Source organism: Pseudogulbenkiania sp. FW507-F1, from assembly GCF_058781125.1.
Genome location: NZ_JBYSWM010000003.1, coordinates 195,963 through 215,630, shown reverse-complemented (window position 1 = coordinate 215,630; position 19,668 = coordinate 195,963). Strand labels below are relative to the sequence as shown.

Annotated in this window: 18 protein-coding genes; 12 read left to right on the top strand and 6 right to left on the bottom strand. The window is 65.6% G+C overall.

The genetic code is table 11. The annotated features are described in order from the left end of the window. From AC3WG5_RS03570 to AC3WG5_RS03540, 7 genes are all read left to right on the top strand, one after another. The coding region (locus tag AC3WG5_RS03570) for a dioxygenase family protein (RefSeq protein ID WP_492567813.1) at positions 1-417 on the top strand (417 nt) is incomplete at its 5' end. A gap of 75 nt (positions 418-492) precedes the next feature. Further along, positions 493-1,860: a benzoate 1,2-dioxygenase large subunit gene (gene benA / locus AC3WG5_RS03565; RefSeq protein ID WP_492567812.1), complete on the top strand. Its 1,368-nt coding sequence runs from the start codon at positions 493-495 to the stop codon at positions 1,858-1,860. Next, entirely contained in the window at positions 1,857-2,348 is a 492-nt protein-coding gene (gene benB / locus AC3WG5_RS03560; protein ID WP_008953949.1) for a benzoate 1,2-dioxygenase small subunit, read from the top strand. Before benA ends, benB begins: the two co-directional genes overlap by 4 nt. A gap of 119 nt (positions 2,349-2,467) precedes the next feature. Then, complete coding sequence (benC, locus tag AC3WG5_RS03555) at positions 2,468-3,487, top strand: benzoate 1,2-dioxygenase electron transfer component BenC (protein WP_492567811.1); 1,020 nt, start codon at positions 2,468-2,470, stop codon at positions 3,485-3,487. A gap of 3 nt (positions 3,488-3,490) precedes the next feature. Continuing rightward, positions 3,491-4,270: a 1,6-dihydroxycyclohexa-2,4-diene-1-carboxylate dehydrogenase gene (locus AC3WG5_RS03550; protein WP_492567810.1), complete on the top strand. Its 780-nt coding sequence runs from the start codon at positions 3,491-3,493 to the stop codon at positions 4,268-4,270. A gap of 87 nt (positions 4,271-4,357) precedes the next feature. Beyond that, positions 4,358-5,596, top strand: a complete 1,239-nt coding sequence (locus AC3WG5_RS03545; RefSeq protein ID WP_492567809.1) for a benzoate/H(+) symporter BenE family transporter — start codon at positions 4,358-4,360, stop codon at positions 5,594-5,596. A 220-nt stretch (positions 5,597-5,816) separates the two neighbouring features. After that, positions 5,817-6,755 carry a LysR family transcriptional regulator gene (locus AC3WG5_RS03540; RefSeq protein ID WP_482582329.1) on the top strand — a complete coding sequence of 313 codons (939 nt, stop codon included), beginning with the start codon at positions 5,817-5,819 and terminating at the stop codon, positions 6,753-6,755. Here AC3WG5_RS03540 and AC3WG5_RS03535 read toward each other — a convergent pair. The 6 genes from AC3WG5_RS03535 to AC3WG5_RS03510 form a co-directional block, all read right to left on the bottom strand. Further along, positions 6,745-7,008: a helix-turn-helix domain-containing protein gene (locus tag AC3WG5_RS03535; RefSeq protein ID WP_492567808.1), complete on the bottom strand. Its 264-nt coding sequence runs from the start codon at positions 7,006-7,008 to the stop codon at positions 6,745-6,747. The genes AC3WG5_RS03540 and AC3WG5_RS03535 overlap by 11 nt on opposite strands. A gap of 230 nt (positions 7,009-7,238) precedes the next feature. Further along, complete coding sequence (locus tag AC3WG5_RS03530; RefSeq protein WP_014086923.1) at positions 7,239-8,621, bottom strand: MFS transporter; 1,383 nt, start codon at positions 8,619-8,621, stop codon at positions 7,239-7,241. A 363-nt stretch (positions 8,622-8,984) separates the two neighbouring features. Further along, positions 8,985-9,731 carry an alpha/beta hydrolase gene (locus tag AC3WG5_RS03525; protein WP_492567807.1) on the bottom strand — a complete coding sequence of 249 codons (747 nt, stop codon included), beginning with the start codon at positions 9,729-9,731 and terminating at the stop codon, positions 8,985-8,987. Positions 9,732-9,978: 247 nt separating this feature from the next. Then, positions 9,979-10,578, bottom strand: a complete 600-nt coding sequence (locus AC3WG5_RS03520) for a MarC family protein (protein ID WP_492567806.1) — start codon at positions 10,576-10,578, stop codon at positions 9,979-9,981. Positions 10,579-10,799: 221 nt separating this feature from the next. After that, positions 10,800-11,360: a frataxin-like domain containing protein gene (locus AC3WG5_RS03515; RefSeq protein WP_492567805.1), complete on the bottom strand. Its 561-nt coding sequence runs from the start codon at positions 11,358-11,360 to the stop codon at positions 10,800-10,802. A 91-nt stretch (positions 11,361-11,451) separates the two neighbouring features. Continuing rightward, positions 11,452-12,414: a LysR family transcriptional regulator gene (locus tag AC3WG5_RS03510; RefSeq protein WP_492567804.1), complete on the bottom strand. Its 963-nt coding sequence runs from the start codon at positions 12,412-12,414 to the stop codon at positions 11,452-11,454. Between the two features lie 167 nt (positions 12,415-12,581). On the opposite strand from AC3WG5_RS03510, the gene AC3WG5_RS03505 reads away from it, so the two are divergent. The 5 genes from AC3WG5_RS03505 to mmsB all read left to right on the top strand — a co-directional run bounded on the left by AC3WG5_RS03505 (position 12,582) and on the right by mmsB (position 19,348). Continuing rightward, positions 12,582-14,285, top strand: coding sequence for an AMP-binding protein (locus AC3WG5_RS03505; protein WP_492567803.1), 1,704 nt, complete (start codon positions 12,582-12,584; stop codon positions 14,283-14,285). Positions 14,286-14,381: 96 nt separating this feature from the next. Continuing rightward, positions 14,382-15,890: a CoA-acylating methylmalonate-semialdehyde dehydrogenase gene (locus tag AC3WG5_RS03500; protein WP_492567802.1), complete on the top strand. Its 1,509-nt coding sequence runs from the start codon at positions 14,382-14,384 to the stop codon at positions 15,888-15,890. A 220-nt stretch (positions 15,891-16,110) separates the two neighbouring features. Next, positions 16,111-17,271 (top strand): acyl-CoA dehydrogenase family protein, encoded by a 1,161-nt coding sequence (locus AC3WG5_RS03495; protein WP_492567801.1) that lies wholly within the window; start codon positions 16,111-16,113, stop codon positions 17,269-17,271. A gap of 35 nt (positions 17,272-17,306) precedes the next feature. Continuing rightward, positions 17,307-18,428: an enoyl-CoA hydratase/isomerase family protein gene (locus AC3WG5_RS03490; protein WP_492567800.1), complete on the top strand. Its 1,122-nt coding sequence runs from the start codon at positions 17,307-17,309 to the stop codon at positions 18,426-18,428. Between the two features lie 23 nt (positions 18,429-18,451). Continuing rightward, positions 18,452-19,348, top strand: a complete 897-nt coding sequence (gene mmsB / locus AC3WG5_RS03485; RefSeq protein WP_492567799.1) for a 3-hydroxyisobutyrate dehydrogenase — start codon at positions 18,452-18,454, stop codon at positions 19,346-19,348. Positions 19,349-19,668 lie beyond the last annotated feature (320 nt).

Genomic DNA, 19,668 nt, shown 5'->3' with positions numbered 1-19,668 from the left:
TCGGACTTCAACCTGCGCCGCACCATCGTCACCGACGCCAACGGCCGCTACCAGTTCCGCAGCATCATGCCGATGGGTTACGGCTGTCCGCCGCAAGGCACCACCCAGCGCCTGTTGAACCTGCTCGGCCGCCACGGCCGCCGTCCGGCGCACATCCACTTCTTCGTGACCGCCGCTGGCCACCGCAAGCTGACCACGCAGATCAACATCGACGGTGACGACTACCTGTGGGACGACTTCGCCTTCGCCAGCCGCGAGGGTCTGGTGCCGGCGGTGAACCGCATCACCGACGCGGCCGAGATCGACAGGAAGGGCCTGCAGAAGCCGTTCGCCTCGATCGACTTCGACTTCCGCCTCAACGGCGAAACCGCGGCCGCACCGACGACCGAAGTCGAACGCAAACGCGCCAGCGCCTGATCGACACCGAGCATAGAGCAACAGGGACGGGCCCTGCCCGGCAGGGTCCACTTGTCCCGATAGAGGAGAACGGCAATGATCCCCATCCATCCCGATGCCACCCCGAAGCTGAAGAAGCTGGACGATTACCTGATCGAGAACCCGCAGACCGGCGACTACCGCGTGCACCGCAGTGTTTTCACCGACGAAGCGCTGTTCGAACTCGAAATGAAGTACATCTTCGAGGGCAACTGGATCTACCTCGCGCACGAGAGCCAGATCCCGAACGTCAACGATTACTACACCACCACCATGGGCCGGCAGCCGGTATTCATCGCCCGCAACCGCCAGGGTGAGCTGAACGCCTTCATCAACGCGTGTACCCACCGTGGCGCCACGCTGTGCCGTCACAAGCGCGGCAACAAGGCGACCTACACCTGCCCGTTCCACGGCTGGACCTTCAACAACAGCGGCAAACTGTTGAAGGTGAAGGACCCGGAAGACGCCGGTTACCCGGATTGCTTCAACAAGGAAGGCTCGCACGACCTGAAGAAGGTGGCACGCTTCGAGAACTACCGCGGTTTCCTGTTCGGCAGCCTGAACGAAAACGTCAAGCCGCTGACCGAATTCCTCGGTGAAGCGGCCAAGATCATCGACATGATCGTCGACCAGTCGGCCGAAGGGCTGGAAGTGCTGCGTGGCTCGTCGACCTACACCTTCGACGGCAACTGGAAGCTGACCGCCGAAAATGGCGCCGACGGCTACCACGTCTCCGCCGTGCACTGGAACTACGCCGCCACCACCAGCCACCGCAAGGAACAGAGCGAGCGCGTCGATACCACCCGCGCCATGGACGCCGGCAAGTGGGGCAAGCAGGGCGGGGGCTTCTACGCCTTCGAGCACGGCCACATGCTGCTGTGGACGCAGTGGGCCAACCCGGAAGACCGCCCCAACTTCGCACGCCGCGACGAGTACGCCGAAAAGCTCGGCCCCGAGATGGCGGACTGGATGGTGCGCAACTCCCGCAACCTGTGCCTGTACCCGAACGTGTACCTGATGGACCAATTCGGCTCGCAGATTCGCGTGGTGCGCCCGCTGTCGGTGAACAAGTCCGAAGTCACCATCTACTGCATCGCGCCCAAGGGCGAATCGGACGAGGCGCGTGCACGGCGCATCCGCCAGTACGAGGACTTCTTCAACGCCAGTGGCATGGCCACGCCGGACGACCTGGAAGAATTCCGCGCCTGCCAGCAGGGTTACTCCGGCATCGCGCTGGAATGGAACGACATGTGCCGCGGTTCCACACACTGGATCGAAGGCGCCGACGAGGCGGCGAAGAAGATCGGCCTCAAGCCGGTACTGAGCGGGGTCAAGACCGAGGACGAGGGCCTGTACACGGTGCAGCACCGCTACTGGCTGGACGTGATGAAGCACGCCGTGCGCGAGGAAGGAGAAGAGGCATGAGCAACGTCAACATGGAGCAGATCCGCAGCTTTCTCTACCGCGAAAGCCGCCTGCTGGACGACGAGCAGTGGGACGAGTGGCTCGAGTGCTACCACCCGGACGCCGAGTTCTGGATGCCGTCGTGGGACGATGACGACAAGCTCGTCACCGACCCGCAGCGTGAAATCTCGCTGATCTACTACGCCAACCGCCAGGGCCTGGAAGATCGCGTGTTCCGAATCAAGACCGAGCGCTCCAGCGCCACCATGCCGGACACCCGCACCAGCCACAACATCAGCAACGTGGAGCTGGAAAAGCAGGATGGCGACCTGGTCACGGTGCGCTTCAACTGGCACACGCTGAGCCACCGTTACAAGACCAACTACAGCCATTTCGGCATGGCACGTTACGTGATCGACTTTTCCGGCGCGAGCCCGAAGATCCGCAACAAGTATGTGGTGCTGAAGAACGATTACATCCACCAGGTAATCGACGTCTACCACATTTAAGCAAGCATAGAGAGCCGCCGGCCCTCCCGGCACAGCGCGCCCGCCGTCTTGTATTGGACAGGACGGCGCGGCGATGCGGGACGGGGGAGGCGCGGCTCGGTACGGCAGGAGTAGGAATCATGAGCTACAACATCGCACTTCAATTCGAGGACGGCGTCACCCGTTTCATCAGCTGCAACGAAAACGAAAAGCTGTCCGACGCGGCGTATCGCCAGAAGGTCAATCTTCCGCTGGATTGCCGCGACGGCGCCTGCGGTACCTGCCGCTGCTTGTGCGAGTCGGGCGAGTACGACCTGCCGGAATCGAGCTACATCGAAGACGCCCTGGCCCCGGAGGATGCCGAGCAGGGCTACATCCTGACCTGCCAGACCCGGCCCAAGTCGGACTGCGTGATCAAGATCCCGGCTTCGTCGGTGGCGTGCAAGACCGGCGTGTCGAGCTTCGGCGGCACCATCGCGGCGGTGCGGCCGCTGTCCGATTCCACCATCGGCTTCTCGATCAAGCTCGACGATCCGGCGAGTCTTTCCTTCCTGCCGGGCCAGTACGTCAACGTCGGCATTCCCGGCACTGAACTGACCCGCGCGTATTCGTTCAGCTCGGCACCCGGCGCCAGCGAGGCCGCGTTCGTGGTGCGCAACGTGCCGAACGGTCGCATGAGCCACTTCCTGAGCCATGACGCCAAAGTGGGCGAGCGCATGACGTTTGCCGGCCCGTACGGCAGCTTCTACCTGCGCGAAGTGGCGCGGCCGGTGCTGTTCCTGGCCGGCGGTACCGGCATCGCGCCGTTCCTGTCGATGCTCGACGTGTTGGCCGAAAGCGGCAGCACGCAGCCGATCCGCATGGTGTTCGGCGTGACCAACGACGTCGACCTGGTGGCGCTGGAGCAATTGGATGCCATCAAGGCCCGGCTGCCGCAGTTCGACTACCGTACCTGTGTGGTGGCGGCCGAGAGCGCCCATCCGCGCAAGGGTTACGTCACGCAGCACATCGAGCCGGAATGGCTCAACGCCGGCGACGTGGACGTCTATCTGTGCGGCCCGGTGGCGATGGTGGAGGCGGTGCGCGGTTGGCTGCAGCAGTCGGGCGTGACCCCGGCGAGCTTCCTGTATGAAAAATTCTCCGCCAGCAGCGAGGCCTGAATCATGAGCACACGTTTCAAGGACAAGGTGGTCATCGTCACTGGCGCGGCCCAGGGTATCGGGCGCGGCGTCGCCCTGAGTGTGGCGGAAGAGGGCGGGCTAGTCGTGCTGGCCGACCGTTCCGAGCTGGTGCACGAGGTGGCCGGCGAGATCAAGGCCAGGGGTGGCCAGGCCACGGTGGTGACGGCCGACCTGGAAAGCTACAACGGCGCCCAGCTCGTGGTGGAAGCCGCCGAGGAGGCCTACGGCCGCGTCGACGTGCTGATCAACAACGTCGGCGGCACCATCTGGGCCAAGCCCTATCAGGAATACGAGGAGGCGCAGATCGAGGCCGAAATCCGCCGCTCGCTGTTCCCCACGCTGTGGTGCTGCCGCGCCGTGCTGCCGGGCATGGTCGAGCGCCAGCAGGGGGTGGTCGTCAACGTGTCGTCGATCGCCACGCGTGGTATCTACCGTATTCCGTATTCCGCCGCCAAGGGCGGGGTGAACGCGCTCACCGCGAGCCTCGCCTTCGAGCACGCCGAGGACGGCATCCGTGTCAACGCCGTGGCCACCGGCGGCACCGAGGCGCCGCCGCGCAAGGTGCCGCGCAATAGCGCGCCTATGAGCGAACAGGAAAAAGTCTGGTACCAGGGCATCGTCGACCAGACCCTTTCCAGCAGCCTGATGCACCGTTACGGCACCATCGACGAGCAGGTGCGCGCGATCCTGTTCCTGGCGTCGGACGAGGCGTCCTATATTACCGGCACGGTGTTACCGGTCGGCGGCGGCGATCTGGGCTAGGCGCCACCCACGAGTCCCTCTTGCATCATCGCGTTCGGACCTCTCATCCTGATGGGTGAGAGGTCATTTTTTGATGAGGCATACTCAATGAACAATTCATCCCAAGACCGTTCTTTGGCGTCCCCGGCACCCGATGCGAGCGGTTCGCTGCGCCAGGACTGGTCGCTCTCCGCCATCACCGCCGGCTTCCTCGCGGTGCTGATTTCCTATTCTGGTCCGCTGGTGATCTTTTTCCAGGCCGCCAAGGTGGCCAACATGCCCAACGAGATGATCTCGTCCTGGGTCTGGGCCATCTCGATGGGCGCGGCGGTGTCCGGCATCGTGCTGAGCTGGCGCCTCAAGGTGCCGGTGGTGACCGCCTGGTCCGCGCCCGGCACCGCCTTGCTGGTGACGCTGTTTCCCGGCGTCACGCTGAACCAGGCGGTGGGAGCCTATCTCACCGCCGCCGTGGTGCTGTTGCTGATCGGCGCGTCGGGTTCGTTCGACCGGATCATGCGCCACATTCCCAAGGGCATCGCCGCCGGGATGATGGCGGGCATTTTGTTCCAGTTCGGCGCCAGCGCCTTCAAGTCGGTCGGCTCGATGCCGGTGCTGGCGTTCGGCATGGTCGGCGCCTACCTGCTGTTCAAGCGGCTGTTGCCGCGTTACTGCATCGTGCTGGTGCTGCTCTGCGGCGCCGCGCTGGCCGTGCTCCTGGGGCAGACCCACCTGGGCGATGTGCGGCTCAGCCTGGCCACGCCGCAGTTCATCCGCCCGGAGTGGACGCTGGGCACCACGCTGAGCCTGGCGCTGCCGTTGGTGATGGTGAGCCTGACCGGCCAGCATCTGCCCGGCATGGCGGTGCTGCGTGTATCGGGTTACGACACCCCGGCCAAGCCGATCATCACCGTCACCAGCCTGGCCTCGCTGGTGGTGGCGTTCTTCGGCGGCATCACCATCGTCATCGCCGCCATCACCGCCGCGCTGTGCACCGGCAAGGACGCGCACGACGACCCGTCGCGGCGTTACGTCGCGGGCATCGCCAACGGGGCGTTCTACCTGATTGGCGGAATGTTCGGCAGCACCATCGTGCTGCTGTTCACCGCCTTGCCCAAGGAATTCGTCGCCGTGCTGGCGGGGCTGGCGCTGATCGGGGCGATTTCGGCCAACGTGCTGGGCGCGGTGGAGGAGGCCGATCACCGCGAGGCGTCGATGATCACCTTCCTCGCCACCGCCTCCGGCATGAGTTTTCTCGGCCTGGGATCGGCCTTCTGGGGCGTGGTGATCGGCTGCATCGCCTACCTGGTGCTGAATAAGCCGCACCAGCGGCAGGCCAAGGGGACTTAGCGGGGCCACGTCCCCGCGGCGCCCGTCCCTCATCCGGAGCCGGACGCGCAGGCCGGCTGGCCGCGCGGCCCCGCTCCACGTTGCCTGTTTTTTGCGGCCAAGTGGCCGGCGCCGACTCAGCCGCCTGCTGCGGGCGGCTATCGACACTCTTTCCGATACGACACTCCAGCCCGTGGCTTTCGGCCAACGGTGCGGTGTCGTGATGCCCTGGAGGTTTGCTATGGAACTGCGCCACCTGCGTTACTTCGTTGCCGTCGCCGAAGAAGGCAACATCACGCGCGCGGCCGAGCGGCTGCATATCGCCCAGCCGCCATTGAGTCGCCAGATTCAACAATTGGAAGACGATCTCGGGGTGGTGCTGATCGAGCGCGGCTCGCGCCCGCTCAAGCTGACCGAGGCCGGGCAGTTCTTCTATGGCCATGCCCTGCAGTTGCTGTCGCAGACGCGCGAGCTCAGGGCGATGACCCAGCGCATCGGGATCATCGACAGCAAGATGTCGATCGGTTTTGTCGGCTCGACGCTGTACGGCATGTTGCCCAAGATCATTCGGCGCTTCCGCGACGCGCACAAGACCATCGAACTGAGCCTGCACGAAATGACCACGATGGAGCAGATCGGCGCGCTCAAGGAGGGCCGCATCGACGTCGGGTTCGGCCGCATCCGTCACGAAGATCCCAATGTGCGCCGCATCGTGTTGCGCGAGGAGCGCCTGATGGCGGCCTTGCCCAGCGAGCACCCGCTGGCGACCAAGCCCGCCTTGTCGCTGCAGGATATTGCCATGGAGACGCTGATCGTGTTCCCGAAATCCCCGCGCCCGAGTTTTGCCGATCAGGTGCTGGCGGCGTTTCATGACCGGGCGCTGGAGCCAAGAAGCATCTACGAGGCGCGCGAGCTGCAGATCGCGATAGGGTTGGTGGCGGCCGGGGTCGGCATCGCGATCGTTCCCTCCAGCGTGCAGGGTCTGAAGCGCGAGGATGTCAGCTATCGGGAGCTGGATGTGCCCAATATGGTGTCGCCGATCATTCTCAGCACCCGCCTGCTCGACGAATCCAACGATGTCAAACTGCTCATCAAGATGATCATCGACATTTACGAGGCGGAATCGATGGCGCATGCCGTTTCCGCACACGACTTGAACGGCGTGCTGCTCAAAACCTGATCGGTGCTGGCCGATCCAGGGCCTTGCGGTATGCCTGGCTCAGGGCCAGCACTTTTGCCGTCACGCTGAAATAGCCTTTTGCCTCGCGCTGGACGAAGCCCATTTTGTTCAGCGTGTACAGGCAGCGATAAACCGCCGCATAGGAAATGCCGGTTTGCGCGCTCACCTCGGTGACGGAAAGGGTTGGGTTGTCGGCGGAGAAAGCCTGCAGTACGGCGAGGCCGCGTTCAAACGGGGTGTGGGAGGCATTCATCGTCAATCCCTCGGGAAAATAAGCGGCTGACACAGGGTGAATCGGCAGGGGTAAAGATGGGGAAATAAACAGTTTGGCGACGGCTGGAAAATAATCGGCACGACATTTGAGGTAACGCGGCCGGGCAGTAATCGGGCGTATCGCGCCATCCGCTCCGGATCGAGCCGGGCTGATATCCAGCCCGGCTCTGCTACGCGGTTTTTGTTTTCCCGCCCGTCAATGCGCCGGGTTTATTCCGCCGGTTTCAGCGAGGGCAGGGCGCCAGCCGCTGCCGTATCACGCCCGGTTTTCACCGACAGGGTCCAGAGGGCCAGCATGGCGATGCCGGCGGGGAGGGTGAGCAGGGTCAGGGTCTGGCTGAACGGCAGTTGCATCCCCTGCAAGACCCCGCCCAGCAGGGCACCGGCGATGCCACCGAAGCGGCCGATGCCCAGCATCCAGGCGATGCCCGTGGCACGCCCCTGGGTCGGGTAGATCGGCGCGGCCAGCGCCGGCAGGGAGGCCTGGGCGCCCGTCACCATGACCCCGGCGAGGAAGATCAGCACGGCGAACAGCGAAACGTTGTCCATGCTCTGGCCCACCGCGACCAGGAACAGCGCGGCCAGCACGTAGACCAGGCTCAGCACGCGGCCGGGGTTGTATTTGTCCATCAACAGCCCGCTCACAAGGGTGCCGATGCCGCCGCCAAGCGGGAACAGCGCGGTCAGCAGGGCCGCCTTTTGCGTGCTGAAGCCGGCGTCTTTCATCATCAGCGGCATCCAGTTGGTCAGCAGATAGAAAATCAGCAGGCCCATGAAGTAAGTGACCCACAGCATCAGCGTCGGTACCAGGAACGGCCTGGACAGAATCAGGCTCAGGGCCGATTTCTCTACCTTGCCCTTGCCGGCCGCTTCACCGATGACGCATTGCTTGACGTGGCTCAGGTCCTGGCGGCAAATCCGCTCCAGCACAGCTTTGATTTTCTCGATCGGGTACTGTTTGGCGGCCATGTAGGACACCGACTCGGGCAGGTGGCGGATCATGAACGGCAACAGGGCCAGCGGCAGGATGCCGCCCAGGATGAAGACGCCTTGCCAGCCATAGTGCGGAATCAGCCCGGCCGAGACGAACCCGCCCGCGGCGGCGCCCAGCGGAAAGCCGACGTAGACGGCGTTGACCACGAAGGAGCGACGTTTGGCCGGGGCGAGTTCGGCGATCAGGGTAACCGCGTTGGGCATCGCCGCCCCCAGGCCGAGGCCGGTCAGGAAGCGCAGCGCCGACAGGCTCGGCACGCTGCTGGCGTAGGCCGTCAAACCGCTGAAGACGGCAAACACGATGGTCGAGGCGATCAGCACGTTCTTCCGGCCGAAGCGGTCGGCACTGGGGCCCGCCGCCATGGCGCCAAAGGCCAGACCGAACAAGGCGGCGCTCAAGACCGGCGCCAGCGAGGGGCGGCTGATGCCCCATTCGGTGACAAGGGCGGGCGCGACGTAGCCGATGGCCGCGGTGTCGAACCCGTCCAGCGCCAGAATGGAAAAGCAGAAAAACAAGACCAGCCAGTGATATTTCGTAAAATCCTGCTCGTTGATTAATGCCGTCACATCGACGACTTCCTTGCTATATTCTCGACTCATTTTTCCTCCGTAAACTGATCGACTTGCCTGCTGGCGCCGGGTTTTTAGGGCGGCGCTGCATGGTTTTATTTTGTTTGAATGGGAGTGCCGAAATGAAAGCGCCGTTTTAATGAACGGCCCATTCAAGGCAGTCGTATCCTGGGGATAAAGAAATCGACCGTCTAATACTGTTTCAGTATCCGACGATACTCGGCCAGTATTGAGCAAGGCGGAGGCCCATTCCCGCTGGAAAGCGGGCTGGTAAAAAGTGCGGGGCGCCGGGGAAAAAAGCCCGCCTCTCGATGAAAGGCGGGCTTGGGGCCGGTATGGTCTGATGTGCCTGAGCGGCGCCTGGAGGGGCGCGGCGGCGGGCGGAGGGGCTCGTTATGCCAGGCAGCGTGCCGTCAGCCAGGCGACAAAGTCGTGGGCCATCACGGAGGTCAACTGATGGCCCACCGGGTAGAGGTGCAACTGGTGGGGTACGCCCAATTCACGGAGCCAGTTGCCGGCTTTTTCCGCCCAGCTCAATGGCAGCTTGTCGTCGAATTCACCGTGCGAGACGAAGCCCTCCAGCCGTGCCAGCGCGTCGGGCGCACCGAGATGCGGGGCGATTTCCGGCAGGATGCGCCCCGACAGCAGGCCGAAACCGCCCACCTGCTGCGGTTCGGTCAGAGCCAGGCCGGCGCTCATGATGCCGCCCTGGCTGAAGCCCGCCACGACGGTGTGCGCGGGATCGATGCCGCTGGCCGACTGCAGACTGGCGACCAGCTGCTGCAACTGCTGCCGGCTGCGTTCGGCTTGGTCCGGATTGATTGACGGGCCTTGCGGACCGAAGCTCACCTGGAACCAGCCGAACTGTCCCGGCCCGAACTCCAGCGGACCGCGCACCAGCGCCACCTTGATGCGGGCGTCGAGCAGCGGTGCGAGTCCGGCCAACTGCATCTCGTTGCCGCCCACGCCGTGCAGCAGCAACAGCAGGGCCTGCGGGCGGGGCGCCGACGCCGCGGCTGGCAGGACCAGCGTGCGGTAGGTTAGCCCCGAAGCCGCGTCGTGCTGCGGGGGCGAAAGCTGCGCGCTGGACAGGGTGAGCGGCTGCGGCGAGGTCGGGTCACGGTCTGGCGGCGGGGTCATTGGGTATCCTTGCAGGAAATGCGGCAACAGGGGCGAGCATGGCGTCCATTCTGAGGCGTCCCCAGGAGCCGATAAACCCGGGTTCAGGAAAATGACTGTCTCCCGACAGGAAACAATCATCCGGTGCTCCCGTGCTCATGCTCCGCCGCCCTGCACGCCCGGGTCCAGGGCGTGCGGGCAGCCGATCCGCAATGTGCAATCGCGGTGGTCGCGCAGGAGGTATTCCAAACGCGCGGGGAGACACGTCCTAGCCCAGCTTCTTGAGGTAGGCCGCCACCCCGCCCATCAGCATCTCAATCGAAATCGCGGTCAGCACCAGCCCCATCAGCCGTTCCAGCGCCGCGATCACCGGCTCCCCGAGCAGCTTCTGCAGCCGCCCGGAGGCCAGGAACACAGTGGTGCTGACCAGCATGGTGATTGTCAGCGCGCCGGTCCACTCCAGCATGCGTGCCGGTTCGCGCGTCGACAGCAGCAGCACGGTGGCCATGGCCGAGGGCCCGGCGATGAGCGGAATCGCAATCGGCACGATGAAGGGTTCGCCCTGGGATTTGCCGGGAAAGGCGCTTTCCTCGCCGGGAAAGATCATCTTGAGCGCGATCAGGAACAGGATGACGCCGCCCGCGACGCGCAGCGACTCGTCCGAGAGCTGCATCAGTTCCAGGAAATGGCGCCCGAAGAACAGGAAGATGAGCAGCACCGCGAACGCGATCAGGCACTCGCGCAGCACCACGCGCCGGCGCCGTTCCGGCCGGACCTGCTTGAGCGCGGTAATGAAGAGCGGGATGTTGCCCAGCGGATCGGTGATGAGGATCAAGAGCACGGTGGCCGACCAGAACGATGTTTCCATGTTTCTCCCGGAGTCAGCGCGGCATCAGGCCGCTGGCGGCGACAAAAAGGCGTCCGCCCGTTTTACCCAGTATGCCGCAGCGGCCGGCCAGTGCGGTATCGTCGACCCGTCGCGAATGTGGCGTTCACCCTGGCTGCAGCACGGGTGTCATAGGCAGGGTGGCTTCGGCCGACGTGTTGCCGTTCAGGGGCCTGGCTGTCGTTGCCGCGTCGCGATGGAAATCAGAAGCAGCTGAATCCGGTCACGAGGGCGAGACGGTCCACGCGAGAGGTCGGTCCGAAGATTTGCTCGAGCTCCTTCACCGTCATGGGGAAACCGACGGGGTGGGTGCCCTGCGCCGTCCTGAATATCTCCTTGAAGGCCGAGCCGCACGCGCCCAGGGTCAGGGAGTCCACCTTGCCGTCGGGTTTGATGTCGAAGGAAAAGTATTGATGTCGGCCCACCACCGATGCCCACAGCGGCAAATCGGGGTGCCAGATGGCCTGGGTGAGCGTGCCGTCCTGATCGATGTGGATGCCGTGTTCGCTCAGGGTCTGCCGGGTGATCTGCCGGGAGTCGACCCACGCGCCATCGGGAAAACGAAACTGGAAGGGGGCCGCCTTGTCCAGCTTGATCCAGAGATCGTCGATCGGATTCTGCTCGTTGCCGGCGTAGCGGAAACCACGCACCACCGGGCTGCCCCGCAGCTCGATGAAATAGTTCTCGCCGTACTGCGGCCGGGCGCAGCCGGAACAGGTCAGCAGCGCCAGCAGCATTACCCCGACCAGCCAATGGGTCTTCATGAACGTACTTCCGGGCGTTGCTTCGCCGCCCTGGCCGAGTCGGGAGCGGCAGGCGATGCCGCCGTGGCGATAGTTTCGCCAGAGCCTCGTTTCATGCCGCTTCCTCCGCTTCCAGGTAGCTCATCCGGGGCGCTTCGCCGAGCAGGAAGTCCTGATTGAGCTGGGCGCAGGTACGCAGGTAGTCCGCCGCCAGCGTGATGCGCTTGAGCTTGCGCAGGTCTTCACTGTAGTACATCCAGAATTGCCGTGTGACGGCCACCTGCTCCGGCAGTACCCGGACCAGCCGCGGGTCGTCGCCGACCAGAAAGCAGGGCAGGATCGCCAGGGCGCGGCCTTGCAGCGCGGCCTGGTACTGGGCGATCACGCTGGTGCTGCGCAACGGGCTCCTGGCGCCGGGCAGCACGTCGTCCATGTACAGCAGCTTGGGGCTGAAGGCCAGGTCATCGACGTAGGTGATGAAGCGGTGCCCGGCCAGGTCTTCCGGCTGCCGGATCGGCGGGTGGCGTGCCAGGTAGTCCGGGCTGGCGTACAAGAGCAGGCGATAGTCGCACAGCTTGGAGCACACGTAAGGCCCGCGCTCGGGCCGCTCCAGCGTGATGGCGATGTCCGCCTCGCGCCGCGACAGGTTGATGAAGTGCGGCACCGGCAGGATATCGACGGTGATGTCGGGGTAGCGGTCCTGAAAGCGGCTGATCTGCGGGGTGACGAAGCCGGAGCCGAAACCCTCGGTGCAGCCGATGCGCACATGGCCGGACAAGGCGAAGCCGGTCCCCGATACCTCTTCACAGGCGGCCTGCAAGGCGCTTTCCATCGCCTCGGCATAACGCAGCAACTGTTGCCCGTCCACGGTAAGGACGAAACCGGCCGAGCGTGACTTCTCGAACAGCAAGGCGCCCAGCGCCTGCTCCAGCGCGCGGATGCGGCGCGACACCGTGGTGTAGTCGACGCCGAGGCGCTTTGCCGCGCTGCTGGCGGTGTGGGTGCGGGCGACCTCGAGAAAGAACTTGATGTCGTCCCAGTTCAGCCGGTCGACGGGTATGGGGCTTTTTTGCATATCGCTCCGGTGTTTTTGTCTATTCCTGGTGGAATTTCTCCTATCTATACTCGTTTTCAACCACCCAGACCAGCGGCTTCGGCGGGTTGAAGCACAACAAAAAAAACGAACCGGGCCGGCATAGAGCGAGACGTGCCGGAGGTGTTCCATCCAGGAGAGAGACGTCAATGAATGCACGTTGCCAGGCCTTCGTGGCCGCGCGGGATTTTCTGCTGACTCACCGTACCGACTACGCCACGGCGTATCGAGACTTCCGCTGGCCTCAGCTCACCGAATTCAACTGGGCGCTGGACTACTTCGACGAACTGGCGCGCGGCAACCAGGCACCGGCGCTGTGGATCGTCAACGAGGACGGCAGCGAGGAGCGTTACAGCTTCGACGAACTGGCGCGGCGTTCCAACCGCGTCGCCAACCATCTGCGCGCCCTGGGAGTGAAGCGCGGCGAGCGCATCCTGCTGATGCTGGGCAACGAAGTGGCGCTGTGGGAAACCATGCTGGCGGCGATCAAGCTGGGGGCCGTGGTGATTCCCGCCACCGCCTTGCTCACCCCGGAAGACCTGTGCGACCGCCTCGACCGCGGCCGCGTCAGCCACGTGGTGGTGGGCCAGGCCCATCTCGACAAGTTCGCCGACGTCGCCGGCAGCTACACCCGCATCGCGGTCGGTCCGGCCACGGCGGGCTGGATCGAACACGCCGCCGCCGCAAGCTACCCGGACCGTTTCGAGCCGGACGGTACGACGCTGGCGACCGACCCCTTGCTGCTCTATTTCACTTCCGGCACCACCTCCAAGCCCAAGATGGTGCTGCACAGCCACCAGAGCTACCCGGTCGGCCATCTCTCCACGCTGTACTGGATCGGCCTGCAGCCGGGCGACGTGCACTTGAACATCTCGTCGCCGGGCTGGGCCAAGCACGCCTGGAGCTCGTTCTTCGCGCCGTGGAACGCCGGTGCCTGCGTGTTCATCCATAACGTGGCGCGTTTCAGCGCCCCGGCCTTGCTCGGCGTGCTGGAGCGCTGCCGCATCACCAGCCTGTGCGCGCCGGCCACGGTGTGGCGCATGCTGATCCAGGAAAACCTGGCGGCCTACCGCGGTCGGCTCAGCCTGCGCGAGCTGGTGGGTGCCGGCGAGCCGCTCAATCCGGAAATCATCGAGCAGATCCAGGCGGCCTGGGGCCTGACGCTGCGCGACGGCTACGGCCAGTCCGAGACCACCGCGCAGATCGGCAATACCCCCGGGCAGCCGCTCAAGGCGGGGTCGATGGGGCGGCCATTGCCGGGCTACCGCGTGGCGCTGATGGGGCCCGACGGCGAACTGGCGAGCGAAGGCGAAGTGGTACTGCCGCTCGAACCGCGCCCGCTCGGGCTGATGCTGGGCTACGCCGACAGCCCGGAGAAAACCGCCGAAGCGATGGCCGACGGCTACTACCGTACCGGCGACACCGCGATGATCGACGACGAGGGCTACATCACCTTCGTCGGCCGCGCCGACGACGTGTTCAAGGCGTCGGACTACCGCATCAGCCCGTTCGAGCTGGAGAGCGCGCTGATCGAGCACCCGGCGGTGATGGAGGTGGCGGTGGTGCCAAGCCCCGACCCGGTGCGCCTGGCGGTGCCCAAGGCCTTCATCATCCTGGCTCCCGAGCAGGTGGCGGATCGCGAGTTGGCCGAAACCATCTTCCGCTTTGCGCGCGAACGGCTGGCGGCCTACAAGCGCGTGCGTCGCATCGAGTTCGTCAGCGAGATGCCCAAGACCCTGTCGAGCAAGATCCGCCGCGTCGAGCTGCGCAAGCTGGAGGCGCAGCGCCGCGAGGAGAACGCGCGCGGCCCGCAGGAATACTTCGAAGACGATTTCCCGGCGCTCAAGGGCTGACCGGCCCATACCGCTCTCATTTCCCCGTTAACGACACATCCCCTCGGCCCTGGCGCCGAGGGGGCTGGCCCACTTCGTCCATAAGGCAGGCTCATCATGACTCTTTCCACCACCGTTCCCACCGTCAAGCTCCTGATCAACGGCGAGTTCGTCGAATCGCAGACCAGCGTCTGGCGCGACGTCGTCAACCCGGCCACCCAGGAGGTGCTGGCGCGCGTGCCGATGGCCACCCCGGCCGAGGTCGACGCCGCCGTGGCCGCCGCCAAGACGGCCTTCAAGAGCTGGAAGAAAACCTCGATCGGCAGCCGCGCGCGCATCTTCCTCAAGTACCAGCAGCTGATCCGCGAACACATGAAGGAACTGGCGGCCATCCTCACCGCCGAGCAGGGCAAGACCCTGGCCGACGCCGAGGGTGACGTGTTCCGCGGCCTGGAAGTGGTCGAGCACGCCGCCAGCATCGGCAACCTGCAACTGGGCGAGTACGCCGAAAACGTGGCGAGCGGCGTCGATACCTACTCGGTGCTGCAGCCGCTTGGCGTGTGCGCCGGCATCACCCCGTTCAACTTCCCGGCGATGATCCCGCTGTGGATGTTCCCGATGGCGATCGCCACAGGCAACACCTTCGTACTCAAGCCGTCCGAGCAGGACCCGATGGTGACCATGCGCCTGGTCGAGCTGGCGCTGCAGGCGGGTATTCCGGCCGGCGTGCTCAACGTGGTGCACGGCGGCCCGGACGTGGTCAACGCCATCTGCGACCACGCCGACATCAAGGCGATCTCGTTCGTCGGATCGAGCAAGGTCGGCACCCACGTCTACAACCGGGCGAGCCTTGCCGGCAAGCGCGTGCAGTGCATGATGGGCGCCAAGAACCACGCCATCGTGCTGCCGGACGCCAACAAGGAGCAGGCGCTCAACCAGCTCACCGGCGCGGCCTTCGGTGCGGCCGGGCAGCGCTGCATGGCGCTGTCCGTGGCGGTGCTGGTGGGCGAGGCGAAAAACTGGATTCCGGAACTGGTGGCCAAGGCCAAGGCGCTGCGCGTCGGCCCCGGCAAGGACAACCCGGACGTGGGGCCGCTGGTGTCGTGCACCGCGCGCGACCGCGTCGAATCGCTGATCGCCCAGGGGGTGGAGCAGGGCGCCAAGCTGGAGCTGGACGGGCGCGGCGTCAAGGTGCCTGGCTTTGAGCAGGGCAATTTCGTCGGCCCGACCATCTTCAGCGGCGTGAAGCCCGGCATGGCGATCTACGACCAGGAAATCTTCGGGCCGGTGCTGTGCCTCACGGCGGCCGACACCCTGGATCAGGCCATCGAACTCATCAACGCCAACCCCAACGGCAACGGCACCGCCATCTTCACCCAGAGCGGCGCGGCGGCACGCAAGTTCCAGGAGGAGATCGACGTCGGCCAGGTCGGCATCAACGTGCCGATCCCGGTGCCGGTGCCGCTGTTCTCGTTCACCGGTTCGCGCGCCTCCAAGCTCGGCGACCTGGGGCCGTACGGCAAGCAGGTGGTCCTGTTCTACACCCAGACCAAGACCGTCACCAGCCGCTGGTTCGACGATGCGGCCAGCAGCGGCAAGGTGAATACCACCATCTCGCTGAACTGATCGCCCGTCCCATTAGGCGGCTGCGCCTGCGCATCTCGAGGTCGGGCCGGACTGCGTGCGAATTTATCGCTGAGCAAATCGAAGGTTTGCACGCAGTAATTCGCTCAGCGATACGGAATCCTCATGGACCACATGTCCACTGCAGTTCCTGCGCCCCGTCCTTCCTCAACCTGCTTTGGCTCGCTCGCCTACTGGAACAAGCTTGATAAAAGGAATGACTATGGATTTCGCACTCAACGAAGAGCAGATCGCGTTCCAGGACAGCGCGCGCGAGTTCGCCCGCCACGAGCTGGCGCCCTACGCCGCGCACTGGGACGAGGAGGAAGTCTTTCCCAAGGACACCCTGCGCCGCGCCGGCGAGATGGGCTTCTGCGGGCTGTACACGCCGCAGCAGTACGGCGGGCTGGGGCTGACGCGGCTCGACGCCGCCATCGTGTTCGAGGAACTGGCCGCCGGCTGCACCTCCACCGCCGCCTACCTCACCATCCACAACATGGTGAGCTGGATGATCGGCAGCTTTGCCCGAGCGGAAGTGGCCGAGCAGTGGGGGCCGGCACTGGCGAGCGGCGCCAAGCTGGGCAGCTATTGCCTGACCGAGCCCGGCGCCGGTTCGGACGCCGCCAACCTGCGCACCCGCGCCGAGCGCGATGGCGACGTCTACCGCCTCAACGGTAGCAAGGCCTTCATCTCCGGCGCCGGCAGCACCGATGTGCTGGTGGTGATGGCGCGCACCGGCGGCCCGGGCGCCAAGGGCATCTCCGCCTTCATGGTCCCGGCCGATCTGCCCGGCATCAGCTACGGCAAGAAGGAAAGGAAGATGGGCTGGAATTCACAGCCCACCCGCACCATCACCTTCGACAACGTGGCCGTGCCTTCGGCCAACCTGTTGGGCGAGGAGGGCCAGGGCTTCACCTTCGCCATGAAGGGGCTGGACGGCGGGCGCATCAACATCGCCACCTGCTCGGTGGGGACCGCCCAGGCCGCGCTGGAAGCCGCCACCCGCTACGTGCAGGAACGCCAGCAGTTCGGCCAGGTGCTGGCCGAGTTCCAGACCGTGCAGTTCCGCCTCGCCGACATGGCCACGGAACTGGTCGCGGCGCGCCAGATGGTGCGCCTCGCTGCCTGGAAGCTCGACAGCGGCAGCCCGGACGCCACGGCCTACTGCGCCATGGCCAAGCGCTTCGTCACCGATGCCGGCTTCAAGGTAGCCAACGAGGCGCTGCAGCTGTTCGGCGGCTACGGCTACATCAAGGAATACCCGCTCGAGCGTCACCTGCGCGACAGCCGCGTGCACCAGATCCTGGAAGGCACCAACGAGATCATGCGCGTCATCGTCGCGCGCCGGCTGCTGCAGGACGGCGCGCTGGAGACGCTGCGCTGATCGCCACGGACAACAGGCTATTGAGGGAATTCGCAATGCAAGACATTGTCCTGTTCGAAGAACGCGCCACCGCCAGCGGCCATCGCCTCGGCATCGCCACGTTGAACGCGGGAAAAACGCTCAACGCGCTGACGCTGGACATGATCCGTCTGCTCCAGCAGCGGCTGAGCGCCTGGGAAGCCGACCCTGGCCTGGTCGCCGTGGTGTTGCGCGGCGCCGGCGACAAGGCCTTCTGTGCCGGCGGCGACGTGCGCTCGCTGCGCCGGGCGCTGCTGGACGACAGCCGCACCCCCAACCCCGACGCCGTGGCGTTCTTCAGCGAGGAATACCGGCTCGATTACCACCTCCACCGCTACCGCAAGCCCCTGATCGTGTGGGGCGGCGGCATCGTCATGGGCGGCGGGCTCGGGCTGATGGCCGGGGCCAGCCACCGCGTGGCTACGCCCTCCACCCGCATCGCCATGCCGGAAATCACCATCGGCCTCTACCCGGACGTGGCCGGCAGCTGGTTCCTGCAGCGCATGCCGGCCAGGCTCGGCCTGTTCCTCGGCCTCACCGGCGCGCCGCTCAACGCCCACGATGCCGTGCTGTGCAACCTGGCCGACCACATGTTGGCCGAAGACGGCCAGGAGGCCCTGCTGCGGGAGCTGGAACGGGCCGACTGGTCCCGCCCGGCGGCGCGGCACCACGGCATGGTGAGCGCACTGTTGAGTGCGCTGGCAGCGTCGCGTCATGAGCCGATGCCGGACGCGAACTGCGCGCGCAACCTGCTCACGGTGCAGCGCCTGATGAGCCTGGGCAGCCTCGACGCCGTGGCGGCGGCGCTCGCCGGCACCGCGTTCGAAGACCCCTGGCTTGCCGCGGCGGCCAAGAGCTTTGCCCAGGGCTGCCCGAGCTCGGCTGCGGTCACCTGGGAAATCTTCCGGCGCGCCCGCCACCTGTCGCTGGCCGAAGCGCTACGCATGGAGCTGACGTTGTCGGTCAACTTCTGCGCCCGGCCGGATTTTCGCGAAGGGGTGCGCGCCTTGCTGGTCGACAAGGACCGCGCGCCGCACTGGCACTACCCGACCCTGGCCGCCATCCCGGACGGCTGGGTGGAAAGCCACTTCATCAGCCCATGGCCGGCCACGGAGCATCCGCTGGCCGACCTCAAGTAACACGCCATCAGAGGAGAAACACCATGCAACACGTCGCTTTCATCGGGCTGGGCAATATGGGCGGCCCCATGGCCCTCAATCTGCAGAACAAGGGCTTCGCCGTGAGCGCCTTCGATCTCTCGGCCGAGGCGCTCGCCAGGCTGCAGGCCGCCGGCGCCCGTGCCGCTAGCAGCGCGGCTGATGCCGTGGCAGGGGCCGAGGTGGTGATCTCGATGCTGCCCGCCGGCAAGCACGTCGAAGGACTGTACCTGGGTGAGGAAGGCCTGTTCGCCCGCCTGCCCAAAGGCACGCTGGTGATCGACTGCAGCACCATCGCCGCCGCCAGTGCGCGCAAGGTGGCCGAGGCGGCCCGGGCCGCCGGTCTCTGCATGCTCGATGCCCCGGTCTCCGGCGGTACCGCCGGCGCCACTGCCGGCACGCTCACCTTCATCGTCGGCGGCGAATCAGCCGATCTGGAACGCGCCCGTCCGCTGCTTGAAGCCATGGGCAAGAACATCTTCCACGCCGGCGCCAGCGGCGCGGGCCAGACCGCCAAGATCTGCAACAACATGCTGCTCGGCATTCTGATGACCGGCACCGCCGAGGCGCTGGCGCTGGGCGTCAGGAACGGCCTCGACCCCAAGGTGCTGTCCGACATCATCGCCAAGAGTTCGGGACGCAACTGGGCGCTGGAGGTCTACAACCCCTGGCCCGGGGTCATGGAGAATGCCCCGGCGAGCCGCGGCTACAAGGGCGGCTTCGGCACCGATCTCATGCTCAAGGACCTGGGCCTCGCCAACGAAGCCGCGCGCGAAATCGAGTTGCCACTGGCGCTGGGCGCGCTGGCCGAGCAGTGCTACCGGCGTTTCAGCGCGGACGGTCACGGCGGACTCGATTTCTCCGCCATCATCCAGAGCTACGTGGCCGAGTTGTCGGCCTGAGCCGCCCCCCTAGACCTTACAGGGCGGCAGGTTGGGGGGGCGTGATGGCGTGCCCCTCCCGCTCTACGCTGTTGTGTGGGCGCGAAGCACTCCCTGCCTCCCGACGCCATCGCTCGGCTCCTGCTCGGTCGTCATTGCCGCAGCGGTGGCGGCCGGGCGGCGGTTTTTGGCCCGGCTTGCTACCGGGCATGGTTATGGTGGAGCAGGGCGGGGCCCTTGTTTCCCGCGTTGTCATGCTCACAACCAGTATGCCTCCGCTGGCCTGCGGTCAGGCTGCTCGGTGCCTTGCGCTCGATCCCGCTGCGGCCGTGTGAAAGCGC